Below are 17706 nucleotides of genomic sequence, written 5' to 3' on the forward strand. Positions count from 1 at the left end.
GGCGTGTGGGGGCCACAGGTCCGACGATATTACGTCCGCGAATCGTCCCGTACCGGAACTCAGATCAGGCCGAGTCCACGGACCGCGTCGCGCTCCTCGGCCAGCTCCTGGACCGAGGCGTCGATCCGGGGACGGGAGAACTCGTTGATCTCCAGGCCCTGGACGATCTCGTAGGTGCCGCCGGAGGTGGTGACCGGGAACGAGGAGATCAGGCCCTCGGGAACGCCGTAGGAGCCGTCGGACGGAATGGCCATCGAGGTCCAGTCGCCCTCCGCGGTGCCGTTGACCCACGTGTGCACGTGGTCGATGGCGGCGTTCGCGGCCGAGGCGGCCGAGGACGCGCCGCGGGCCTCGATGATGGCGGCGCCGCGCTTGGCGACGGTCGGGATGAACTCCTCGGCGAGCCACTTCTCGTCGCCGCCCACGGCCTCAGCGGCGTTCTTCCCCGCGACCTCGGCGTGGAAGATGTCCGGGTACTGGGTCGCCGAGTGGTTGCCCCAGATGGTGAGCCGCTTGATGCCGCTGACCGGGACGCCCGTCTTCTTGGAGAGCTGCGACAGCGCCCGGTTGTGGTCCAGGCGGGTCATGGCGGTGAAGCGCTCGGCCGGCACGTCGGGGGCGGCGGCCCGCGCGATCAGCGCGTTGGTGTTGGCCGGGTTGCCCACGACGAGCACCTTGACGTCGTCGGCGGCGTGGTCGTTGATGGCGCGGCCCTGAGGCTTGAAGATGCCGCCGTTGGCCTCCAGCAGGTCACCGCGCTCCATGCCCTTGGTGCGCGGGCGGGCGCCGACGAGCAGCGCCACGTTGGTGCCGTCGAAGGCGACGTTCGGGTCGTCGGTGATGTCGATGCCGGACAGCAGCGGGAAGGCGCAGTCGTCCAGCTCCATCGCGGTGCCCTCGGCGGCCGGCAGGGCGGGGGTGATCTCCAGCAGCCGGAGCTTCACCGGCGTGTCGGGGCCGAGCAGGTGTCCGGACGCGATGCGGAAGAGGAGCGCGTAGCCGATCTGGCCGGCGGCTCCGGTGACGGTGACGGTGACGGGGGTGCGGGACATGGTGTCTCCGGATTCGGAAGATGGCGGCCGGGTCGCCTCACGTGTCCGAGGTCTTCTCCACGCCAGGAGACCCGGTGGGGCAGGTGGTCCGACGCCGTCCCGGGAGCCCCGCCCGGCTCGGGGCGGGGCGGGGACCACGGCATCGGGACGTGCGGTCGGGACGTGCGGTCGGGACGTTCAGGAGGACGCGATCTTCTTCTTCAGGTTCTCGTCGAGGGCCGCGAGGAACTCCTCGGTGGTCAGCCAGGGCTGGTCCTTGCCGATGAGCAGCGCGAGGTCCTTTGTCATCTGGCCGCCCTCGACGGTCTCGACGCAGACCTGCTCCAGCTTCTCGGCGAAGGCGGTGACCTCGGGCGTGTTGTCGAGCTTGCCGCGGTGGGCGAGGCCACGGGTCCAGGCGAAGATCGACGCGATCGGGTTGGTCGAGGTCGCCTTGCCCTGCTGGTGCTGGCGGTAGTGGCGGGTGACGGTGCCGTGCGCGGCCTCCGCCTCGACGGTGCGGCCGTCGGGGGTCATCAGCACGGAGGTCATCAGGCCCAGCGAGCCGAAGCCCTGCGCGACGATGTCGGACTGCACGTCGCCGTCGTAGTTCTTGCAGGCCCACACGTAGCCGCCCTCCCACTTCAGGGCGGCGGCGACCATGTCGTCGATCAGGCGGTGCTCGTAGGTCAGGCCCTTGGCGTCGAACTCCGCCTTGAACTCGCTGTCGAAGATCTCCTGGAACAGGTCCTTGAAGCGGCCGTCGTACGCCTTGAGGATCGTGTTCTTGGTCGACATGTAGACCGGGTAGTTCCGCTGGAGGCCGTAGCGGAACGAGGCGCGGGCGAAGTCGCGGATCGAGTCGTCCAGGTTGTACATGGCCAGCGCGACGCCGGAGCCGGGGAAGTCGTAGACCTCCAGCTCGATCGGCTCCGAGCCGTCCTTCGGGGTGTAGGACAGCGTCAGCGTGCCCTCGCCCGGGATGCGCAGGTCCGTCGCGCGGTACTGGTCGCCGAACGCGTGACGGCCGACGACGATCGGCTGGGTCCAGCCCGGGACCAGCCGCGGCACGTTGCTCATGATGATCGGCTCGCGGAAGATCACGCCGCCGAGGATGTTCCGGATCGTCCCGTTCGGGGAGCGGTACATCTTCTTCAGGCCGAACTCCTCGACCCGGGCCTCGTCCGGCGTGATGGTGGCGCACTTGACGCCGACGCCGTACTGCTTGATCGCGTTCGCCGCGTCGACCGTGACCTGGTCGTCCGTCGCGTCGCGGTGCTCGATCCCGAGGTCGTAGTACTTCAGGTCGACATCGAGGTACGGAAGGATCAGCTTGTCCTTGATGAACTGCCAGATGATGCGCGTCATCTCGTCCCCGTCGAGCTCCACGACGGGGTTGGCTACCTTGATCTTGGCCATGAGTGCGGTCTGTCCCTCTCCAGCGGCTGGGTCCGGGCATCTCGATATCTCGCCATCAAGATACCCGGGACCCAGGGTAGCCTCCCGGGGCGGCGGAGCCCCACCGGGCACCTGAGACAATGGGCGTATGGCTGCTGAACGTCTTCGTGTCCTCTCCGGGATCCAGCCCACGGCTGGCTCGTTCCACCTCGGCAACTATCTGGGCGCCGTGCGCCAGTGGGTGGAGCTCCAGGAGACGCACGACGCGTTCTTCTCCGTCGTCGACCTGCACGCCATCACCGTTCAGCAGGACCCGCGCGCGCTGCGCGAGTCGAGCCGGCTGGCCGCCGCCCAGCTCCTGGCCGCCGGTCTGGACCCCGCGCGCTGCACGCTGTTCGTGCAGAGCCAGGTGGCCGAGCACGCGCAGCTCGCCTGGGTGCTGAACTGCCTCACGGGCTTCGGCGAGGCGTCCCGGATGACGCAGTTCAAGGACAAGTCCGCCAAGCAGGGCGCCGAGGGCACCACGGTCGGGCTCTTCACCTACCCCGTGCTCCAGGCCGCCGACATCCTGCTGTACCAGGCCGATCTGGTGCCGGTCGGGGAGGACCAGCGGCAGCACGTCGAGCTGACCCGCGACCTCGCCGAGCGGTTCAACGGGCGCTACGGGCGGACGTTCACCGTGCCGGCGCCGTACATCCTGAAGGAGGGCGCGAAGATCTACGACCTCCAGGACCCGGCGGTCAAGATGAGCAAGTCGGCCTCCTCGCCCAAGGGCATCGTCTGGCTGATGGACGAGCCGAAGACGTCGGCCAAGAAGTTCCGCGGCGCGGTCACCGACACCGGCACCGAGATCCGCTTCGACCCGGCGGACAAGCCGGGCGTGAGCAACCTGCTCACCATCTACGCGAACCTGACCGGCATGACCGTCGCGGAGCTGGAGGAGAAGTTCGCCGGCCGGCTCTACGGCGCGCTGAAGACCGAGCTGGGCGAGGTCTTCGCCGAGTGGGTGACGCCGTTCCGCGCCCGCGTGCTGGGGTACCTGGAGGACCCGGCCGAGCTGGACCGGCTGCTGGCCCGGGGGGCCGAGAAGGCCCGTGCCGTCGCCGCCGGGTCGCTGGCCGACGCGTACGACAAGGTCGGTTTCCTGCCCGCGGGTGCACACTGACTCCAGGGACGACGACAGGGAGAGTCGACAGGGAGATGGAGCACGTGGGGACCGTCACGCTCGGCGTGTCGATCGCGGTCCCGGAGCCGCACGGAAGCCTGCTTCAGCGCTGCCGTCTGGGCTTCGGGGACGCCGCCGCGGCCGGCATCTTCACCCATGTGACCCTGCTGCCGCCCACCGAGGTGGACGCCGCGTGCCGCGCGGCCATCGACGAGCACCTCGCCCGGGTCGCGGCGGCGGCGCGGCCGTTCCGGATGCGGCTGTCGGGCACGGGCACCTTCCGGCCGCTGTCGCCCGTGGTCTATCTGCGCGTCGTGGAGGGCGGCCCGGTCTGCGGCCGGCTCCAGGAGCGCGTCAGGGAACGCGGCGGCCCGCTGGCCCGCGAGCTCCAGTACCCCTACCACCCGCACGTCACCGTCGCCCACGGCGTCCCGGAGAGCGCGATGGATCTCGCGCAGGCCGAGCTGGCGGACTACGAGGCGGCGTGGACCGTCGGCGGTTTCTCGCTCTACGAGCAGGGGCCAGGCGGGGTCTGGGAGCCGCGCCGGGAGTTCCGGTTCGCGCCCTCCCCGCGGCAGCGCGCGCCCCGGCCCCGGCAGTGGGCGCCGGAGGCGGCGTGATCCCGGGCGGCGCGCGTTCGGGCGGCACAGGATAGCCACCCCCGGACGCGTGTCAACCGCGCGATACGGGGCACACCGCCCAGCGTGGTCGACGTGATGCAGAAACTGACCCGGACGCCGGGACTGGGGCCCGCGGTGGCGTGGTTCTTCCGCAGCCGTGTGTGGCAGGTGTACCAGCATCTCGACGCGCGGCAGTGGACGCGGCTGGCCGCGGCGATCACGTTCACCAGCTTCGTCACGCTCTTCCCCGCCCTCGGGCTCGCGGCGGCCATCGGCGCGGCGCTGCTGGACGAGCGGCGCCTGGACGACGTGGAGCAGTGGTTCTCCGACCAGGTGCCCGGCATCTCCGACCAGCTCGACCTGGCGGCGTTCTTCGACCACGCGGGGACCATCGGGCTCGTCTCGGCGCTGCTGGTGGTCTCCACCGGCGCCAACTGGGTGGACGCGCTGCGCGGCTGTCTGCGGACCGTGTGGGACCTGCCAGAGCCGGAGGAGAACTTCGTCCAGCGGCGGATCAGGGACGTGGGCGTGCTGGCCGGGCTCGGCGGGGTGACCGCCGTGTCGCTGGCCGCCTCCGCGCTCGGCATGAACGCCCTGCACTGGGCCGGCGACTGGGTCGGGGCCGGGGTCTTCGCCCAGATCGTGGCCTACCTGCTGGCGGTGACCGTCACGTTCTTCCTGCTGGCGTACATGCTGGTGTGGATGCCGGGCGTCCGGCCGCCGAAGCACGCCGTGGTCGCGGCGTGCCTGATCGGCGCGGGCGGCTTCGAACTGCTGAAGCTGCTGCTCGGCGGCTATCTGACCGGTGTCGCCGGCCGGAACGTGTACGGCGCCTTCGGGGTGCCCATCGCCCTGCTCGTCTGGATCAACCTGATGGCCAAGCTGCTGCTGTGGTGCTGCGCCTGGACCGCCACCGCCGTCAGTCCGGAGGAGCGTCCCTGCGTCGACGCGCTGGAAGGGGAAGCCGAAGCGCCACCGGAACCGGAAGAGGATGCCGCCGGTGGAACAGATACGCGCCGGCCCCCAGCAGTGCCGCGCTCCCGGCCGTGACGCCGAGCACCAGGAAGCCGCTGGCCGGGCCGCCGCCGTCCGCGGAGCCCGCCGCGCCGTCGAAGGTGACGTCCTCGCCGGTGTTCTTGCCGCCGTCGTCCTCGGTGGTCACGGGCCCGTCGGGCAGTTCGCTCAGCGGCGGCACCAGCTCGCCGACCGGCTCCACCGTCCCGGCCGCCTCGAACCCCCAGTCCAGCAGGTCGGCGGCCTCCCGGTAGACGGCGAGGTTGTCGTCCTCGTCGGGGCTCATGACGGTCACCAGCAGGACCCGGTCGTCGCGTTCGGCGACGCCGGTGAAGGTGTGGCCGGCGTTCGAGGTGTAGCCGTTCTTGACGCCGGCGATGCCGTCGTAGGTGTCGAGACCGGGGGCGCCGACCAGGAGCCGGTTGGTGTTCTGGATCTCGTACGACTCGCGGTCCTCGCCCTCCCCGTCGCCCGGGAACTCGGCGCGGACGGTGGCGGCGTACGCGCGGAAGTCGGGGTTCTGCATGCCGGACCTGGCGATCAGGGTCAGGTCGTAGGCCGAGGAGGTCTGGCCGCGCGCGTCGTAGCCGTCCGGGTTCACCACGTGGGTGTCGCCCGCCTGCAACTCCTCGGCGCGCTCGTTCATCGCGGCGACCGTGCGCTCGGTGCCGCCGTTCATGGCGCTGAGCGCGTACACGGCGTCGTTGCCGGAGACCAGGAAGACGCCGCGCCACAGGTCCTCGACGGTGTACGTGCGGCCGTCCGCGATGCCGACCGCGCTGCTGCCCTCTCCCATCTCCTCGAAGTCCTCCGGGCGCGCCCGGTAGACCTCGTCGCTCTCGAACGCGGGGAGCAGGGTGTCCGCGAACAGCATCTTGAGGGTGCTGGCGGGCGGCAGCGGCCAGTGCGCGTTGCGGGCGGCGAGGACCTCGCCGGTCTCGGCGTCGGCGACGATCCACGACTTCGCCGTCAGGTCGTCCGGCAGCTCCGGCACCCCGGGGCCGTCGTGGACCTGGGTCCCGGATCTGCCGAGCAGTTCGCCGCCGACGGTCGACATCCGCTTCGGCGGGCCCTCGTCGGCCGCCTGGGCGGAGGTGAGCAGTGCGGGAGTGGCGGCGACCACCGCGACGGCGAGGGCGCGAACGGACATCCGAAAAGAGGACGAGCGATTGAACGGCACACGGTGAACTTACCGTTGCTTCCCGGAGCGGCGGCCAGCGGAGCGGCCCGAACCGGTGAGTGCCCCCGGGCAAACGGGCGACGGGCGTCCCGGATACTTGCGGTGGGGGACGACTGACAGCACAGAGGGGATCTTCATGCTCATCGGCGCGGCCGTCGTCTTCACGCTGCTCCTCGGGGGAACGCACTGGTACCTGTGGCGGCGCCTGGTGCGCGACGTCTCCGCGCCCGGCGGCTGGTACCGCAAGGTGGCCACGGTGGCGGCGGTGCTGCTGCCCGTGCTGTCGCTGCTGGCGCTCACCGGCCGCGAACTGGGCGTACCGTTCGGCGCCCTCCAGGTCGTCTCGTGGCCCGGCTACTACTGGCTGGCCATGCTGCTCTACCTGATGCTGTTCCTGGTCCCGGCGGAGCTGCTCCGCTGGGCGCTGCTGCGCCGCCGCGCCGCCCGGACCCAGGAGGCCGCCGCGACGACGCCCGCGCCCGTGCCGGTCGCGGCCGGCGCCCCGGGGACCAGCGCCGGAGGCGATACCCCGGACGGCACCCCGGACGAGGCCCCGGACGCCTCGGCCGCGCCGGAGCCCGCCGCGCCCGAGGCGGCGGCGCTCAGCCGCAGGCTGGTCGTCTCGCGGGGCATAGCCGTGGGCACCGGGGTCCTCGCGACCGGGGTCGTCGGGTACGGCGCGTACGCCGCGCGGCGGCTGACCACGAAGCGGGTCGGCGTCACCCTGGCCAAACTGCCGCGCGCCGCGCACGGCTACCGCATCGCCGTCGTCAGCGACATCCACCTCGGGCCCATCATGGGCCGCGCCCACTGCCAGAACGTCGTGGACCACATCAACCGCGCCCAGCCCGACCTGATCACCGTCGTGGGCGACCTCGTGGACGCCGAGGTGGACGACCTGCGGTCCGCCGTCGCGCCGCTGGCCGGGCTGCGGGCCAGGGACGGGGCCTACTTCGTGACCGGCAACCACGAGTACTACCTCGACACCGCCGCCTGGGTGGACCACGTCCGGGAGCTGGGCCTGATCCCCCTGGCCAACGCCCGGGACGAGCTGCCGTACTTCGACCTCGCCGGGGTCAACGACGTGGACGGCGAGGGCAGCGCCTTCGGCGGGCCCGACTTCGAGGCCGCCCTCGGCGACCGCGACCGGACGCGGGCGACCGTCCTCATGGCCCACCAGCCCGTGCAGATCCACGACGCCGTCGACCACGGGGTGGATCTCCAGCTTTCCGGCCACACGCACGGCGGCCAGATGTGGCCGTTCACCTACCTCGCCGCCCTGTCCAACCCGACGCTGGCCGGCCTCGAACGCTACGGCGACACCCAGCTCTACGTCTCGCGCGGCGCCGGGGCCTGGGGGCCGCCGGTCCGGGTAGGCGCGGACCCGGACGTCACGATCATCGAGCTGGCGTCGGCCCAGGCATGATCGACATGAAGGGGCGGTGAACGGACCCCTGTCCGGTTTTTGTCCCGGACTCTCTTCCGAGTCAACTATTCGGGCCAAGCTGGTGTCCTGGATAACGACCGGAGAACAAACTGACAGCGTGACGGCAACGCGACCACGGCGACGGAGGAGTGAGGGGCATGACGGACGAGTCCGGGGCGGAGGCGGCCTTCGTCATCCGGGGCCAGGTGCGCGACTCCCTGGGAGTCGCGCTGCCACGCGCCGTGGTGACGCTCAGCGGCGCCGAGGGCGGCCGGAATCTGGTGAAGACGCGCAGCGCGGACGACGGCGGCTTCACCGTCACCGCGCCCGGCCACGGGGAGTACCTGCTGGTCGCGTTCTCCCCGCAGCTCGGCAGCCAGAGCATCCTGATCAGTCTCGACGGCCGTCCCGTCGAGGTGGAGTTCCGCATGGACGTGCCGGGCGCCGTAGTGGAGTGATCACCCCGCGAGTTGTGGCCGGTCCGTTGCCCCCTGCGTCACGCGGGGGGTGAACCCCTGTGGTTGGCTGGGCGCGGCGAGCAGCTCGGGAGAGGGGGCACGGGGAGTGCGACGAATCCGGGCCAGAGCGGTCATGGGGATCGGACTGGCCGTCGTGCTGGTGGTGGGGGCGATCGGCGGATGGATGCTCCTGCGTCCGGACGAGGGCGGCAAGGAGCCCATCGTGGTGGGCAGCACCGAGGCGCCGACGCTGATCGATCCCGGCGGCGCCTACGACGCGGGCGGCTGGGCCCTGATGAGCAACCTCTACCAGTCGCTGCTGACCTTCGTGCCCGGCCGCGAGGAGCCCGTGCCCGACGCCGCCGAGAGCTGCGGGTTCACCGACAACGACCTGACGGTCTTCCGCTGCCGGCTCCGCGACGACCTCACGTTCAGCGACGGCGACCCGGTGACCCCGGAAGACGTCGAGTTCTCCTACGAACGCATCCTCGCGATGGCCGAGCGCGCCGAGCGGGAGGCCGCGGACGACAGCGTCCCCGAGGGCGACAAGTTCGTCTCCACGGGCCCCGCGTCGCTCCTGGAGAGCCTGGTGGAGGTGCGGACCGAAGGGCAGGACATCGTGTTCGAACTCGGCCGGCCCGACGCGACCTTCCCGTTCGTCGTCGCCGGCAGCGCCGGGGCCATCGTCGACAAGGACAGCTACCCGGAGCTGGAACCGCGCACCGACGGACAGGTCGTCGGCTCGGGCCCCTACCTGCTCACCCGCTACGAGGAGGGCGCCCTCGCCGAGCTGGAGCCCAACCCGGACTACCGCGGCGCCGCCGAGGTCCCCGAATTCCCGGTCACCATCCGGTACTTCGAGCAGGGCCGGGACGGCAGCCCGGCCGAGCGGCTGCTGGCCGAGGCGTGGGACGCCGGTGAACTCGACGTCAACGCCGGCAAGATGCCGCCGCAGGCCATGGCGGAGATCAACACCAGCGACCCCGACTTCCGCTTCTCGGAGACCACCGACGGCTCCATCCGCGTCATGGCCTTCAACACCCGCGAGGGCGCGCCCATGGCGGAGGACACCGCCCGCCAGGTCGCCGCCTCCCTGCTGGACCGCGAGGCGATCAGCCGCCATGTGCAGCAGGACACCGTCGAGCCGCTGTACTCCCTCATCCCGGTGGGCTACACCGGACACGGCACCCCGTACTACGACCGGTACCGCGATCTCTCCGCCGACGAACTCCGCGCCGAGCTGGAGGACGCGGGCCTCGACGTGCCGGTCCCGTTCGACCTCGCCTACTCGCGCGGCGCCGCCGCGAACGAGGAAGCCGACCTGATCCAGCGGCAGTTGGAGGCCGACGGCCTGTTCGAGGTCGATATCCAGTACTACGACTGGGACGAGTTCGTGCCCACCGTGTACGGCTCCCATCCCTACGACGCCTATCTCGTGGGCTGGACCCCGGACTTCCCGGACCCGGCCACCTTCACCGCCTCCCTCCTCGGCGTCGGCGACGGCCTCAACACCGGCTACCACAACGACACCATCGACGACCTGATCGCCGAGACCCAGACCGAGTCCGACCGGGGCCGGGCCGCCGCCGACTTCAGGACCATCCACGAGATCGCCGCCGACGAGGCGCCGATCGTCCCGATCTGGCAGGCCAAACAGATCACCATCAGCCGGCCGGAGATCACCGGCATCCAGCATCTGTCGTCCTCCAGCGGCGTGTGGCGCCTGTGGGAGCTGCGCCGCATCTGACCGGTACGGCAGGATGCGGGATATGGCACGACTACGGCACACGATCGTTCTCGCACCCGTCAGCCGCCGCCGCGTCGACAGCGCCGTCGGCGTGGTCCACGACATCGCGGAGAGCATGCGGGCGGAACCGGACGGCACGCTGGTCGCCGAGGACGGCAGGCCCGTCGTCGAGGCGCGGCTCACCGCCGGTGAGCATCTGCGGCCGGGCGCCCGGTACGGGTTCACGCCCTCCGGCTCCCACCTCACCGGGGCCGAGCTGCTGGCCTGGGACCGGCGGGAGGAGACCGGCGTCCGCTTCGACGTCACGGAACCCCCGCAGGCGGTGCCCGAGGGCGGGCCTAACTCCGGCGCGCACGTCTCCTCCGCCGTCCGGCTGCGCAGCGCGGAACGGCCGGAGCACGTCGCGGTGACGGTGGACGCGGCGCTGACCCGGCCGGACGGGCGGCGCAGGCGGCTGCGCTGGTTCACCGTGCACGGCGATCTGGACCTGGCCCGCTGGTGGGAAGCGGTGGAGAGCGGCCCGCACGCCCCGGGCGGGCCCGCGCTGACCGTCGACATCCGGCACCCGATACTGCGGGCCGGTGTGCGGGCCGTGCCGCGCAGGGACCCGGCGGACGGCACGTGGCGGCTCGACGTGGAGATCATGCTGCGCGGCCGGGGACTGGCCCGCCCGGTGGCGGCCGTGCCGCTGCTGGTGACGCGGCGGATGCTGCACCGGGCCGTCGGCGAGGCCCTGGACCGGCTCGCGGACGACTGGCGGGCGGTGCTGCTGCCCGAACTCGACCGGGAGCCCGAGGACTTCAGGCGGCGGCTGCTGGACGAGCTGTGCACGGGGTCCGTGGACTGAGACCACCGCGAGCCCCCTGAGACCTCGGGACCGGCGCGGGGAGCCCTCAGAACACCTTGCCCGGGTTGAGGATGCCCAGCGGGTCGAAGACCCGGCGCAGCGAGCGCTGGAGCTCCAGGCCCACCGGGCCCAGCTCCCGGGCGAGCCACTCCCGCTTCAGCAGCCCCACGCCGTGCTCGCCGGTGATGGTGCCGCCCAGCTCCAGACCGAGCGCCATGATCTCGTCGAACGACTCCCGGGCGCGCCGCGCCTCGTCCGCGTCGGCCGCGTCGAAGCAGACGGTGGGGTGCGTGTTGCCGTCCCCGGCGGGCGCGCACACGCCGATGACGAGGCCGTGCCGCTCGGCGATGGCCGCGACGCCCTCCAGCAGATCGGCCAGCCGGTCGCGGGGCACGCACACGTCGTCGATCATCGTGGTGCCCTTCACCCCCTCCAGCGCGGGCAGCGCCGCCCGCCGGGCCGCGAGCAGCAGCTCCGACTCGGCGGCGTCGCCGGCCGGGACCACCTCGGTGGCGCCCGCGTCCCGGCAGAGCGCCGCCACGGCGGCCAGGTCGGCGGCCGGGTCCGGGGTGTCGAACGCGGCCAGCAGCAGCGCCCGCGTCGACTCCGGCAGCCCCATCCGGGTCATCCGGTTGACGGCCTTCACCGTGGTCGCGTCCATCAGCTCCAGCAGCGCCGGCGTGTGCCCGGCGGCCATGATCCGGCACACGGCGTCCCCGGCGGCCCTCGTCGAGGGAAACTCGGCGCCCAGCGCCAGACTCGGCGGCGGCGCGGGCCGCAGCGCCAGCACCGCCCGGACGACGACGCCGAGCGTGCCCTCGGAGCCCACGAAGAGCCGGGTCAGGTCGTACCCGGCGACGCCCTTGGCGGTGCGGCGCCCGGTCGACAGCAGCCGCCCGTCGGCCAGCACCACGTCCAGACCGAGCACGTACTCGGCGGTCACCCCGTACTTGACGCAGCACAGGCCGCCGGAGCCGGTGCCGATGTTCCCACCGATCGTGCACTGCTCCCAGCTCGACGGGTCCGGGGGATAGGCCAGCCCCCGCGCGGCCACCGCCCGGGACAGGTCGGCGTTGACGACACCCGGCTCGACCACCGCGACCCGGTTCACCGGGTCGATGTCGAGGATGCGGTCCATCCGGACCAGCGACAGGACGACGCAGCCGTCCACCGCGTTCGCCGCCCCCGACAACCCGGTCCGCGCGCCCTGCGGCACCACCGGCACCCGCAGCGCGGTCGCGACACGCATCACGTGCCGCACCTGCTCCACGGTGCGCGGCAGCACCACGGCGGCGGGGGTCCCGGCCGGGCAGAAACCGGCCATGTCGTGCGCGTAGGAGGCGGTCACCCCGGGATCGGTCAGGACCGCCCCGGCCGGCAGCCCCTCGCGCAGCCGCGCGACAAGAGTGCTCATACCGGCAGCTTCCCACCTCGCCGCCGGAAAACCCACGGCGGGCGGCCCGGCGCCCCGGACCGCGTCCGGGGCGCCGGGCCGAGCCGTCAGAAACGACGGGTGATCAGGGCCTGCTTGACTTCCTGGATCGCCTTGGTGACCTCGATGCCGCGCGGGCAGGCGTCCGTGCAGTTGAACACCGTGCGGCAGCGCCACACGCCGTCGCGGTCGTTGAGGATCTCCAGCCGCTGCTCGGCGCCCTCGTCACGGGAGTCGAAGATGAAGCGGTGGGCGTTGACGATCGCCGCCGGGCCGAAGTACTGCCCGTCGCTCCAGAACACCGGGCACGACGAGGTGCACGCCGCGCACAGGATGCACTTGGTGGTGTCGTCGAAACGCTCCCGGTCCGCCGCGGACTGAAGCCGCTCACGGGTCGGCTCGTTGCCCTTGGTGATCAGGAACGGCATCACGTCCCGGTACGCCTGGAAGAACGGGTCCATGTCCACGACCAGGTCCTTCAGGACGGTCAGACCCTTTATCGGCTCGACCGAGATCGGCTTGGTGCCCACGCCGTTCTTCAGGCCGACGATGTCCTTGATCAGCGTCTTGCACGCCAGCCGGTTCTTGCCGTTGATCCGCATCGCGTCCGAGCCGCAGATGCCGTGGGCGCAGGAACGGCGGAACGTCAGGGTGCCGTCCAGCTCCCACTTGATCTGGTGCAGCGCGTCGAGGACGCGCTCCTTCGGGTCGATACGGATCTCGAAGTCCTGCCAGAACGCCTCGGCCGCCTCCTCCGGGTTGAACCGGCGGATCCGGAAGGTGACGGTGACCAGGTGCTCGTCCGCCGAGGGGGCCGTGCCGGAGGTCTTCTCCAGAGTCGGGGTAGCCATCAGTACTTACGCTCCATCGGCTGGTAGCGGGTCTGGACGACCGGCTTGTAGTCCAGGCGGATCGACTGGTTGCCGTCGGCGTCCACCTCGCGGTAAGCCATCGTGTGCCGCATGAAGTTGACGTCGTCGCGGTTCGGGTAGTCCTCGCGGTAGTGACCGCCGCGCGACTCGTTGCGGGCCAGGGCGGACACGACGAGCACCTCGGCCAGCTCCAGCAGGTTGCCCAGCTCCAGGGCCTCCAGCAGGTCGGTGTTGAACCGCCTGCCCTTGTCCTGGACCGACACGTTGCGGTAGCGGGCGCGCAGCTCGGCGATGTCCTCCAGCGCCTCCTTGAGCGTCTGCTCGGTGCGGAAGACCATGGCGTTCTTGTCCATCGTCTCCTGGAGGGCCTTGCGGAGCACCGGGACCCGCTCCTCGCCCGTGGAGTTCCGCATCCGCTCCACCTCGGTGGACACGAACCGCTCCGGCTCCGGCGGGAGCTCGACGAAGTCGGCGGTGGCCGCGTACTCGGCGGCGGCGATGCCGGCCCGGCGGCCGAAGACGTTGATGTCCAGCAGCGAGTTGGTGCCCAGGCGGTTCGCGCCGTGCACGGAGACGCAGGCGACCTCGCCGGCCGCGTACAGGCCGGGCACCACGGTCGTGTTGTCGGCCAGCACCTCGCCCCGCACGTTGGTGGGGATGCCGCCCATCGCGTAGTGCGCGGTCGGCTGGATCGGGATCGGGTCGGTGTACGGCTCGATGCCCAGGTACGTGCGGGCGAACTCGGTGATGTCCGGCAGCTTCGCGTCGAGCTGCTCCGGCGGCAGGTGGGTGAGGTCCAGGTACACGTGATCGCCGTCGGGGCCGCAGCCGCGCCCCTCGCGGATCTCGGTGTAGATCGAGCGGGAGACGACGTCGCGGGAGGCGAGGTCCTTCATGACGGGCGCGTACTTCTCCATGAAGCGCTCGCCGTCCTTGTTCCGCAGGATGCCGCCCTCGCCGCGCGCGCCCTCGGTGAGCAGGATGCCCATCTTCCAGATGCCGGTCGGGTGGAACTGGAAGAACTCCATGTCCTCCAGCGGCAGCCCGCGCCGGAACGCCGCCGCCTGGCCGTCGCCGGTCAGGGTGTGGGCGTTGGAGGTCACCTTGTAGAACTTGCCGTTGCCGCCGGACGCGAAGACCACGGCCTTCGCCCGGAAGACGTGCAGCTCACCGGTGGCCAGCTCGTACGCCACGACGCCCGCGGTGCGCTTGACGCCGTCCACCTCGCTCAGCAGCAGGTCCAGGACGTAGAACTCGTTGTAGAACTCCACGCCCTCCTTGACGCAGTTCTGGTACAGCGTCTGGAGGATCATGTGCCCGGTGCGGTCGGCCGCGTAGCAGGAGCGGCGCACGGGCGCCTCGCCGTGGTTGCGGCTGTGCCCGCCGAAGCGCCGCTGGTCGATCCGGCCCTCGGGGGTGCGGTTGAAGGGCAGGCCCATCTTCTCCAGGTCGAGGACGGAGTCGATGGCCTCCTTCGCCAGGATCTCGGCGGCGTCCTGGTCCACCAGGTAGTCGCCGCCCTTGACGGTGTCGAAGGTGTGCCACTCCCAGTTGTCGTCCTCGACGTTGGCGAGGGCCGCGGCCATGCCGCCCTGGGCGGCGCCCGTGTGGGAGCGGGTCGGGTACAGCTTGGTCAGCACGGCGGTGCGGCTGCGCTTGGTCGCCTCGATGGCCGCGCGCATCCCCGCGCCGCCGGCGCCGACGATGACGGTGTCGTACTTGTGGATCTGCATTGGCTTCTCGTCTGCCCCGCTGCGCTAGCTGATGTTCGGGTCGAAGGTGAAGATCACCAGGGTGCCCAGCAGCACGGTGAAGACCGTGGCCGTGTACAGGAGCATCTTCAGCCAGAAACGCGTCGTGTCGCGCTCCGCGTAGTCGTTGATGATCGTCCGCAGTCCGTTGCCGCCGTGCAGCATCGCGAGCCACAGCATGATCAGGTCCCACGCCTGCCAGAACGGCGACGCCCAGCGGCCCGCGACGAACGCGAAGCTCACCTTGCTGACGCCGCCGTCCAGCACGAGCTGGATCAGCAGGTGGGTGATGACGAGCACCACGAGCAGGATGCCGGACATCCGCATGAACACCCAGCCGTACAGCTCGTAGTTCGTGCGGCTGGTGCGCGGGGACCTGCCGGTGCGGGCGCGGGGCGGTTCGATGACCGGCGCCGGGTGGTCGGGCCCGTAGGTCGCGTCGGCGGGGTCGGTGGTCTCGATGGCCTTGTTCATCGTTCCTCAGCTCCCGAACAGCTCACGGAAGGCGTGCCCCAGAACCGGGTACGCCGCCCCGGCCATGGTCAGGGCCCACAGGCCCACCACGGTCCACAGCATCTGGCGCTGGTAACGGGCGCCCCTGGCCCAGAAGTCGACGGCGATCACCCGCAGCCCGTTGAGGGCGTGGAAAAGGACGGCGGCGACCAGCCCGTACTCCATCACGGCGACGATCGGTGTCTTGTACACCGCGATGGTGTCGTCGTAGGCCTCGGGCGAGACACGGACCAGCGCGGTGTCCAGCACATGGACGAACAGGAAGAAGAAAACGGTGACACCGGTGACGCGGTGCGCCACCCATGACCACATGCCTTCCCGGCCGCGGTACAACGTTCCTGCCGGCACGGAAGAACCCTTCACAAGCGTTTCAGGAGGGCCGGCCGGCAGCTCCTCGCTTCTGACGGATGTCGGTCAGGCCCGGCCGGGTACGGTCCACCGGCCGCGCACATGGTATCGACGGGCTCCGGGTACTTCAGCGCGGGGGCCGGTCCTGTGACCAATCAGGCACGCGCGTCATCCATTTGCCCGGGCTTCCTGCCCGGGCTTCCGCCCGGCTTGCCGCGTCACGGCCAGCGGTTACCGTCGAGGTATGCGACGTGCGCCGCTGCGAATACCCGCGCTGGTCGTGGCCGTGCTCGTCCTGGCCGCGGTGGCCGTGGCCGTCCGCTGGGTCGTGGACGGCGCCGGGACCGGCGGCTCCGGCGCCGCCGGGCACGCGTCGGCGTCGCCCACGCCCGGGGCCGGCCCCAGCCCGACCCCGGTCCCCTCGCCCCTGCCGACCGGTCCCGCCGGGGACCCGGCCACCATCCCCTCCGTCCGCTCCTTCGACGCCGAGCCGGGTCCCGGCTGGGCGCCGGCCGACTCCACCCGGGTGGTCGCCGACCCCGGCGGGCCGCTGGCCGACGAGGCCGACCGGCTGGCCGACGAGCTGGACGCGGACCGCGCCCCGGACGGCGCCCGCGCCGGGGACGTGGCGCTCGTCCTGGACCCGGACGCGGACACCGGGGACGAGGGCTACACGCTGGTGACCGACGACCAGCGGGTCACCATCACCGCCGCGACCGACGCGGGCGTCTTCTACGGCACCCGGACCCTCGTCCAGGCCGTCAACGGGCGCGGCGGCCTCCCGCAGGGCACCGTCGAGGACCGTCCCGACCGGCCGCAGCGCGGCCTGTCGCTGGACATCGCGCGCAAGCACTTCCCCGCCGCGTGGATAGAGGACCGGCTGCGCGAGATGGCCGACCTCAAGCTCAACCAGCTCCAGCTCCACCTCAGCGACGACCAGGCGTTCCGCGTGGAGAGCGACACCCATCCCGAGATCGTCTCGGAGACGCACCTGACCAAGGACGAGGTGCGCGGCATCGTGGACCTCGCCGCGTCGCTGCACATCGAGGTCATCCCCGAGATCGACTCGCCCGGCCACCTGGGCGCCGTGCTCGACGCCCACCCCGGGCTGCGGCTGACGCGCGCCGACGGCAGCGTCGCCCCCGGCGCCATCGACATCGCCGACCCGGCGGCGGGCGAGCTGATCGACGACCTGCTGCGCGAGTACGACGACCTGTTCCCCAGCCGCCTGTGGCACCTGGGCGGCGACGAGTACGTGGCGCTGCTCGCCTCCGACCCGGAGGCCACCTACCCGGGGCTGGCCGAGGCGGCGCGCGAGAGGCACGGACCCGGCGCCACGGTCCGCGACCTGGCCACCGGCTGGCTCAACGACCGCGCCGAGACCGTACGGGAGCTGGGCCGCGTCCCGCAGGTGTGGAACGACGGCATGCACCGCGGCGGGACCGTCGCCCCGGACCAGGACCGGCAGGTCGCCTACTGGACGGGCCGCGAGTACGGCGCCCGCGAGCCCGTGGAGTACCTGGAGGCCGGGTACCAGGTCGTCAACCTCAACTCCGAGTACCTGTACTACGTGCTGGGCGAGCCCAACGGCTTCACCTACCCGACCGGCGAGCGGATCTACCAGGAGTGGACCCCCGACGTGCTGCGCGGTTCGGAGCCGGTGCCGGACGAGTACGCCGGCGCCTCCCGCATACCGGGCGGGCGGCTGGCCGTCTGGTGCGACCTGGCCGACGCCCAGACCACCGCAGAGGTGGCCGAGGGCATCCGGATGCCGCTGCGCGCGGTGGCGCAAAAGCTCTGGGACCCCGCCGACCCGGCGCGGGACTGGCAGGAGTTCACGGCGCTCGCCGACGAGGTGGCGTCCGGCGCGGACCAGCGGACCGGCCGGGCCTCCTGACCTGGCC

General features: G+C 71.7%; 15 protein-coding genes and 1 pseudogene. 8 read left to right on the forward strand and 8 right to left on the reverse strand.

Translation table 11 applies throughout. The annotated features are described in order from the left end of the window. Positions 1 to 59: 59 nt before the first annotated feature. Positions 60 to 1052 (reverse strand): malate dehydrogenase, encoded by a 993-nt coding sequence (locus tag BN2279_RS23555; protein ID WP_059013009.1) that lies wholly within the window; start codon positions 1050 to 1052, stop codon positions 60 to 62. Between the two features lie 177 nt (positions 1053 to 1229). Further along, a complete protein-coding gene (locus tag BN2279_RS23560) occupies positions 1230 to 2450 on the reverse strand; it encodes an NADP-dependent isocitrate dehydrogenase (RefSeq protein ID WP_059013012.1) in 1221 nt (406 codons plus the stop codon). A gap of 127 nt (positions 2451 to 2577) precedes the next feature. Here BN2279_RS23560 and trpS point away from each other — a divergent pair, with 127 nt between their 5' ends. The 3 genes and pseudogenes from trpS to BN2279_RS30830 all read left to right on the forward strand — a co-directional run. After that, on the forward strand, positions 2578 to 3594 hold the full coding sequence (trpS, locus tag BN2279_RS23565) for a tryptophan--tRNA ligase (RefSeq protein ID WP_059013014.1): 1017 nt from the start codon (positions 2578 to 2580) through the stop codon (positions 3592 to 3594). A 44-nt stretch (positions 3595 to 3638) separates the two neighbouring features. Next, complete coding sequence (locus BN2279_RS23570; RefSeq protein WP_059013622.1) at positions 3639 to 4214, forward strand: 2'-5' RNA ligase family protein; 576 nt, start codon at positions 3639 to 3641, stop codon at positions 4212 to 4214. A 96-nt stretch (positions 4215 to 4310) separates the two neighbouring features. Further along, a pseudogene (locus BN2279_RS30830) lies at positions 4311 to 5069 on the forward strand (YihY/virulence factor BrkB family protein); the annotation flags it as partial. A 64-nt stretch (positions 5070 to 5133) separates the two neighbouring features. Here the strand turns inward: BN2279_RS30830 and BN2279_RS23580 are convergent. Next, a complete protein-coding gene (locus BN2279_RS23580) occupies positions 5134 to 6378 on the reverse strand; it encodes a D-alanyl-D-alanine carboxypeptidase family protein (protein ID WP_079032448.1) in 1245 nt (414 codons plus the stop codon). Between the two features lie 166 nt (positions 6379 to 6544). Between BN2279_RS23580 and BN2279_RS23585 the strand changes: the two genes are divergently transcribed. From BN2279_RS23585 to BN2279_RS23600, 4 genes are all read left to right on the forward strand, one after another. After that, the gene (locus tag BN2279_RS23585) at positions 6545 to 7834 is read left to right on the forward strand and encodes a metallophosphoesterase (RefSeq protein WP_059013016.1); all 1290 of its coding nucleotides are present in this window, start codon (positions 6545 to 6547) and stop codon (positions 7832 to 7834) included. Positions 7835 to 7992: 158 nt separating this feature from the next. Further along, positions 7993 to 8292, forward strand: coding sequence for a carboxypeptidase-like regulatory domain-containing protein (locus BN2279_RS23590; protein ID WP_059013018.1), 300 nt, complete (start codon positions 7993 to 7995; stop codon positions 8290 to 8292). A 133-nt stretch (positions 8293 to 8425) separates the two neighbouring features. Then, positions 8426 to 10039, forward strand: coding sequence for an ABC transporter substrate-binding protein (locus tag BN2279_RS23595; protein WP_059013019.1), 1614 nt, complete (start codon positions 8426 to 8428; stop codon positions 10037 to 10039). Between the two features lie 22 nt (positions 10040 to 10061). After that, a complete protein-coding gene (locus BN2279_RS23600) occupies positions 10062 to 10886 on the forward strand; it encodes a hypothetical protein (RefSeq protein WP_059013021.1) in 825 nt (274 codons plus the stop codon). A gap of 46 nt (positions 10887 to 10932) precedes the next feature. Here the strand turns inward: BN2279_RS23600 and BN2279_RS23605 are convergent, their stop codons facing one another. From BN2279_RS23605 to sdhC, 5 genes are all read right to left on the reverse strand, one after another. Beyond that, a complete protein-coding gene (locus BN2279_RS23605; RefSeq protein ID WP_059013023.1) occupies positions 10933 to 12300 on the reverse strand; it encodes an FAD-binding oxidoreductase in 1368 nt (455 codons plus the stop codon). 86 nt (positions 12301 to 12386) lie between these two features. Further along, positions 12387 to 13169: a succinate dehydrogenase iron-sulfur subunit gene (locus BN2279_RS23610; RefSeq protein ID WP_059013025.1), complete on the reverse strand. Its 783-nt coding sequence runs from the start codon at positions 13167 to 13169 to the stop codon at positions 12387 to 12389. Further along, positions 13169 to 14923, reverse strand: coding sequence for a succinate dehydrogenase flavoprotein subunit (gene sdhA / locus BN2279_RS23615; RefSeq protein ID WP_059013028.1), 1755 nt, complete (start codon positions 14921 to 14923; stop codon positions 13169 to 13171). Before sdhA ends, BN2279_RS23610 begins: the two co-directional genes overlap by 1 nt. Positions 14924 to 14947: 24 nt before the next feature. Beyond that, positions 14948 to 15415, reverse strand: a complete 468-nt coding sequence (locus tag BN2279_RS23620) for a succinate dehydrogenase hydrophobic membrane anchor subunit (protein WP_059013030.1) — start codon at positions 15413 to 15415, stop codon at positions 14948 to 14950. A 6-nt stretch (positions 15416 to 15421) separates the two neighbouring features. Continuing rightward, positions 15422 to 15802 carry a succinate dehydrogenase, cytochrome b556 subunit gene (gene sdhC / locus BN2279_RS23625; RefSeq protein ID WP_079032538.1) on the reverse strand — a complete coding sequence of 127 codons (381 nt, stop codon included), beginning with the start codon at positions 15800 to 15802 and terminating at the stop codon, positions 15422 to 15424. A gap of 244 nt (positions 15803 to 16046) precedes the next feature. Between sdhC and BN2279_RS23630 the strand changes: the two genes are divergently transcribed. Continuing rightward, positions 16047 to 17699 (forward strand): family 20 glycosylhydrolase, encoded by a 1653-nt coding sequence (locus tag BN2279_RS23630; protein ID WP_059013034.1) that lies wholly within the window; start codon positions 16047 to 16049, stop codon positions 17697 to 17699. Positions 17700 to 17706: the final 7 nt, after the last annotated feature.

Source organism: Streptomyces specialis (assembly GCF_001493375.1).
In the GTDB taxonomy this organism is placed as follows: domain Bacteria; phylum Actinomycetota; class Actinomycetes; order Streptomycetales; family Streptomycetaceae; genus Streptomyces; species Streptomyces specialis.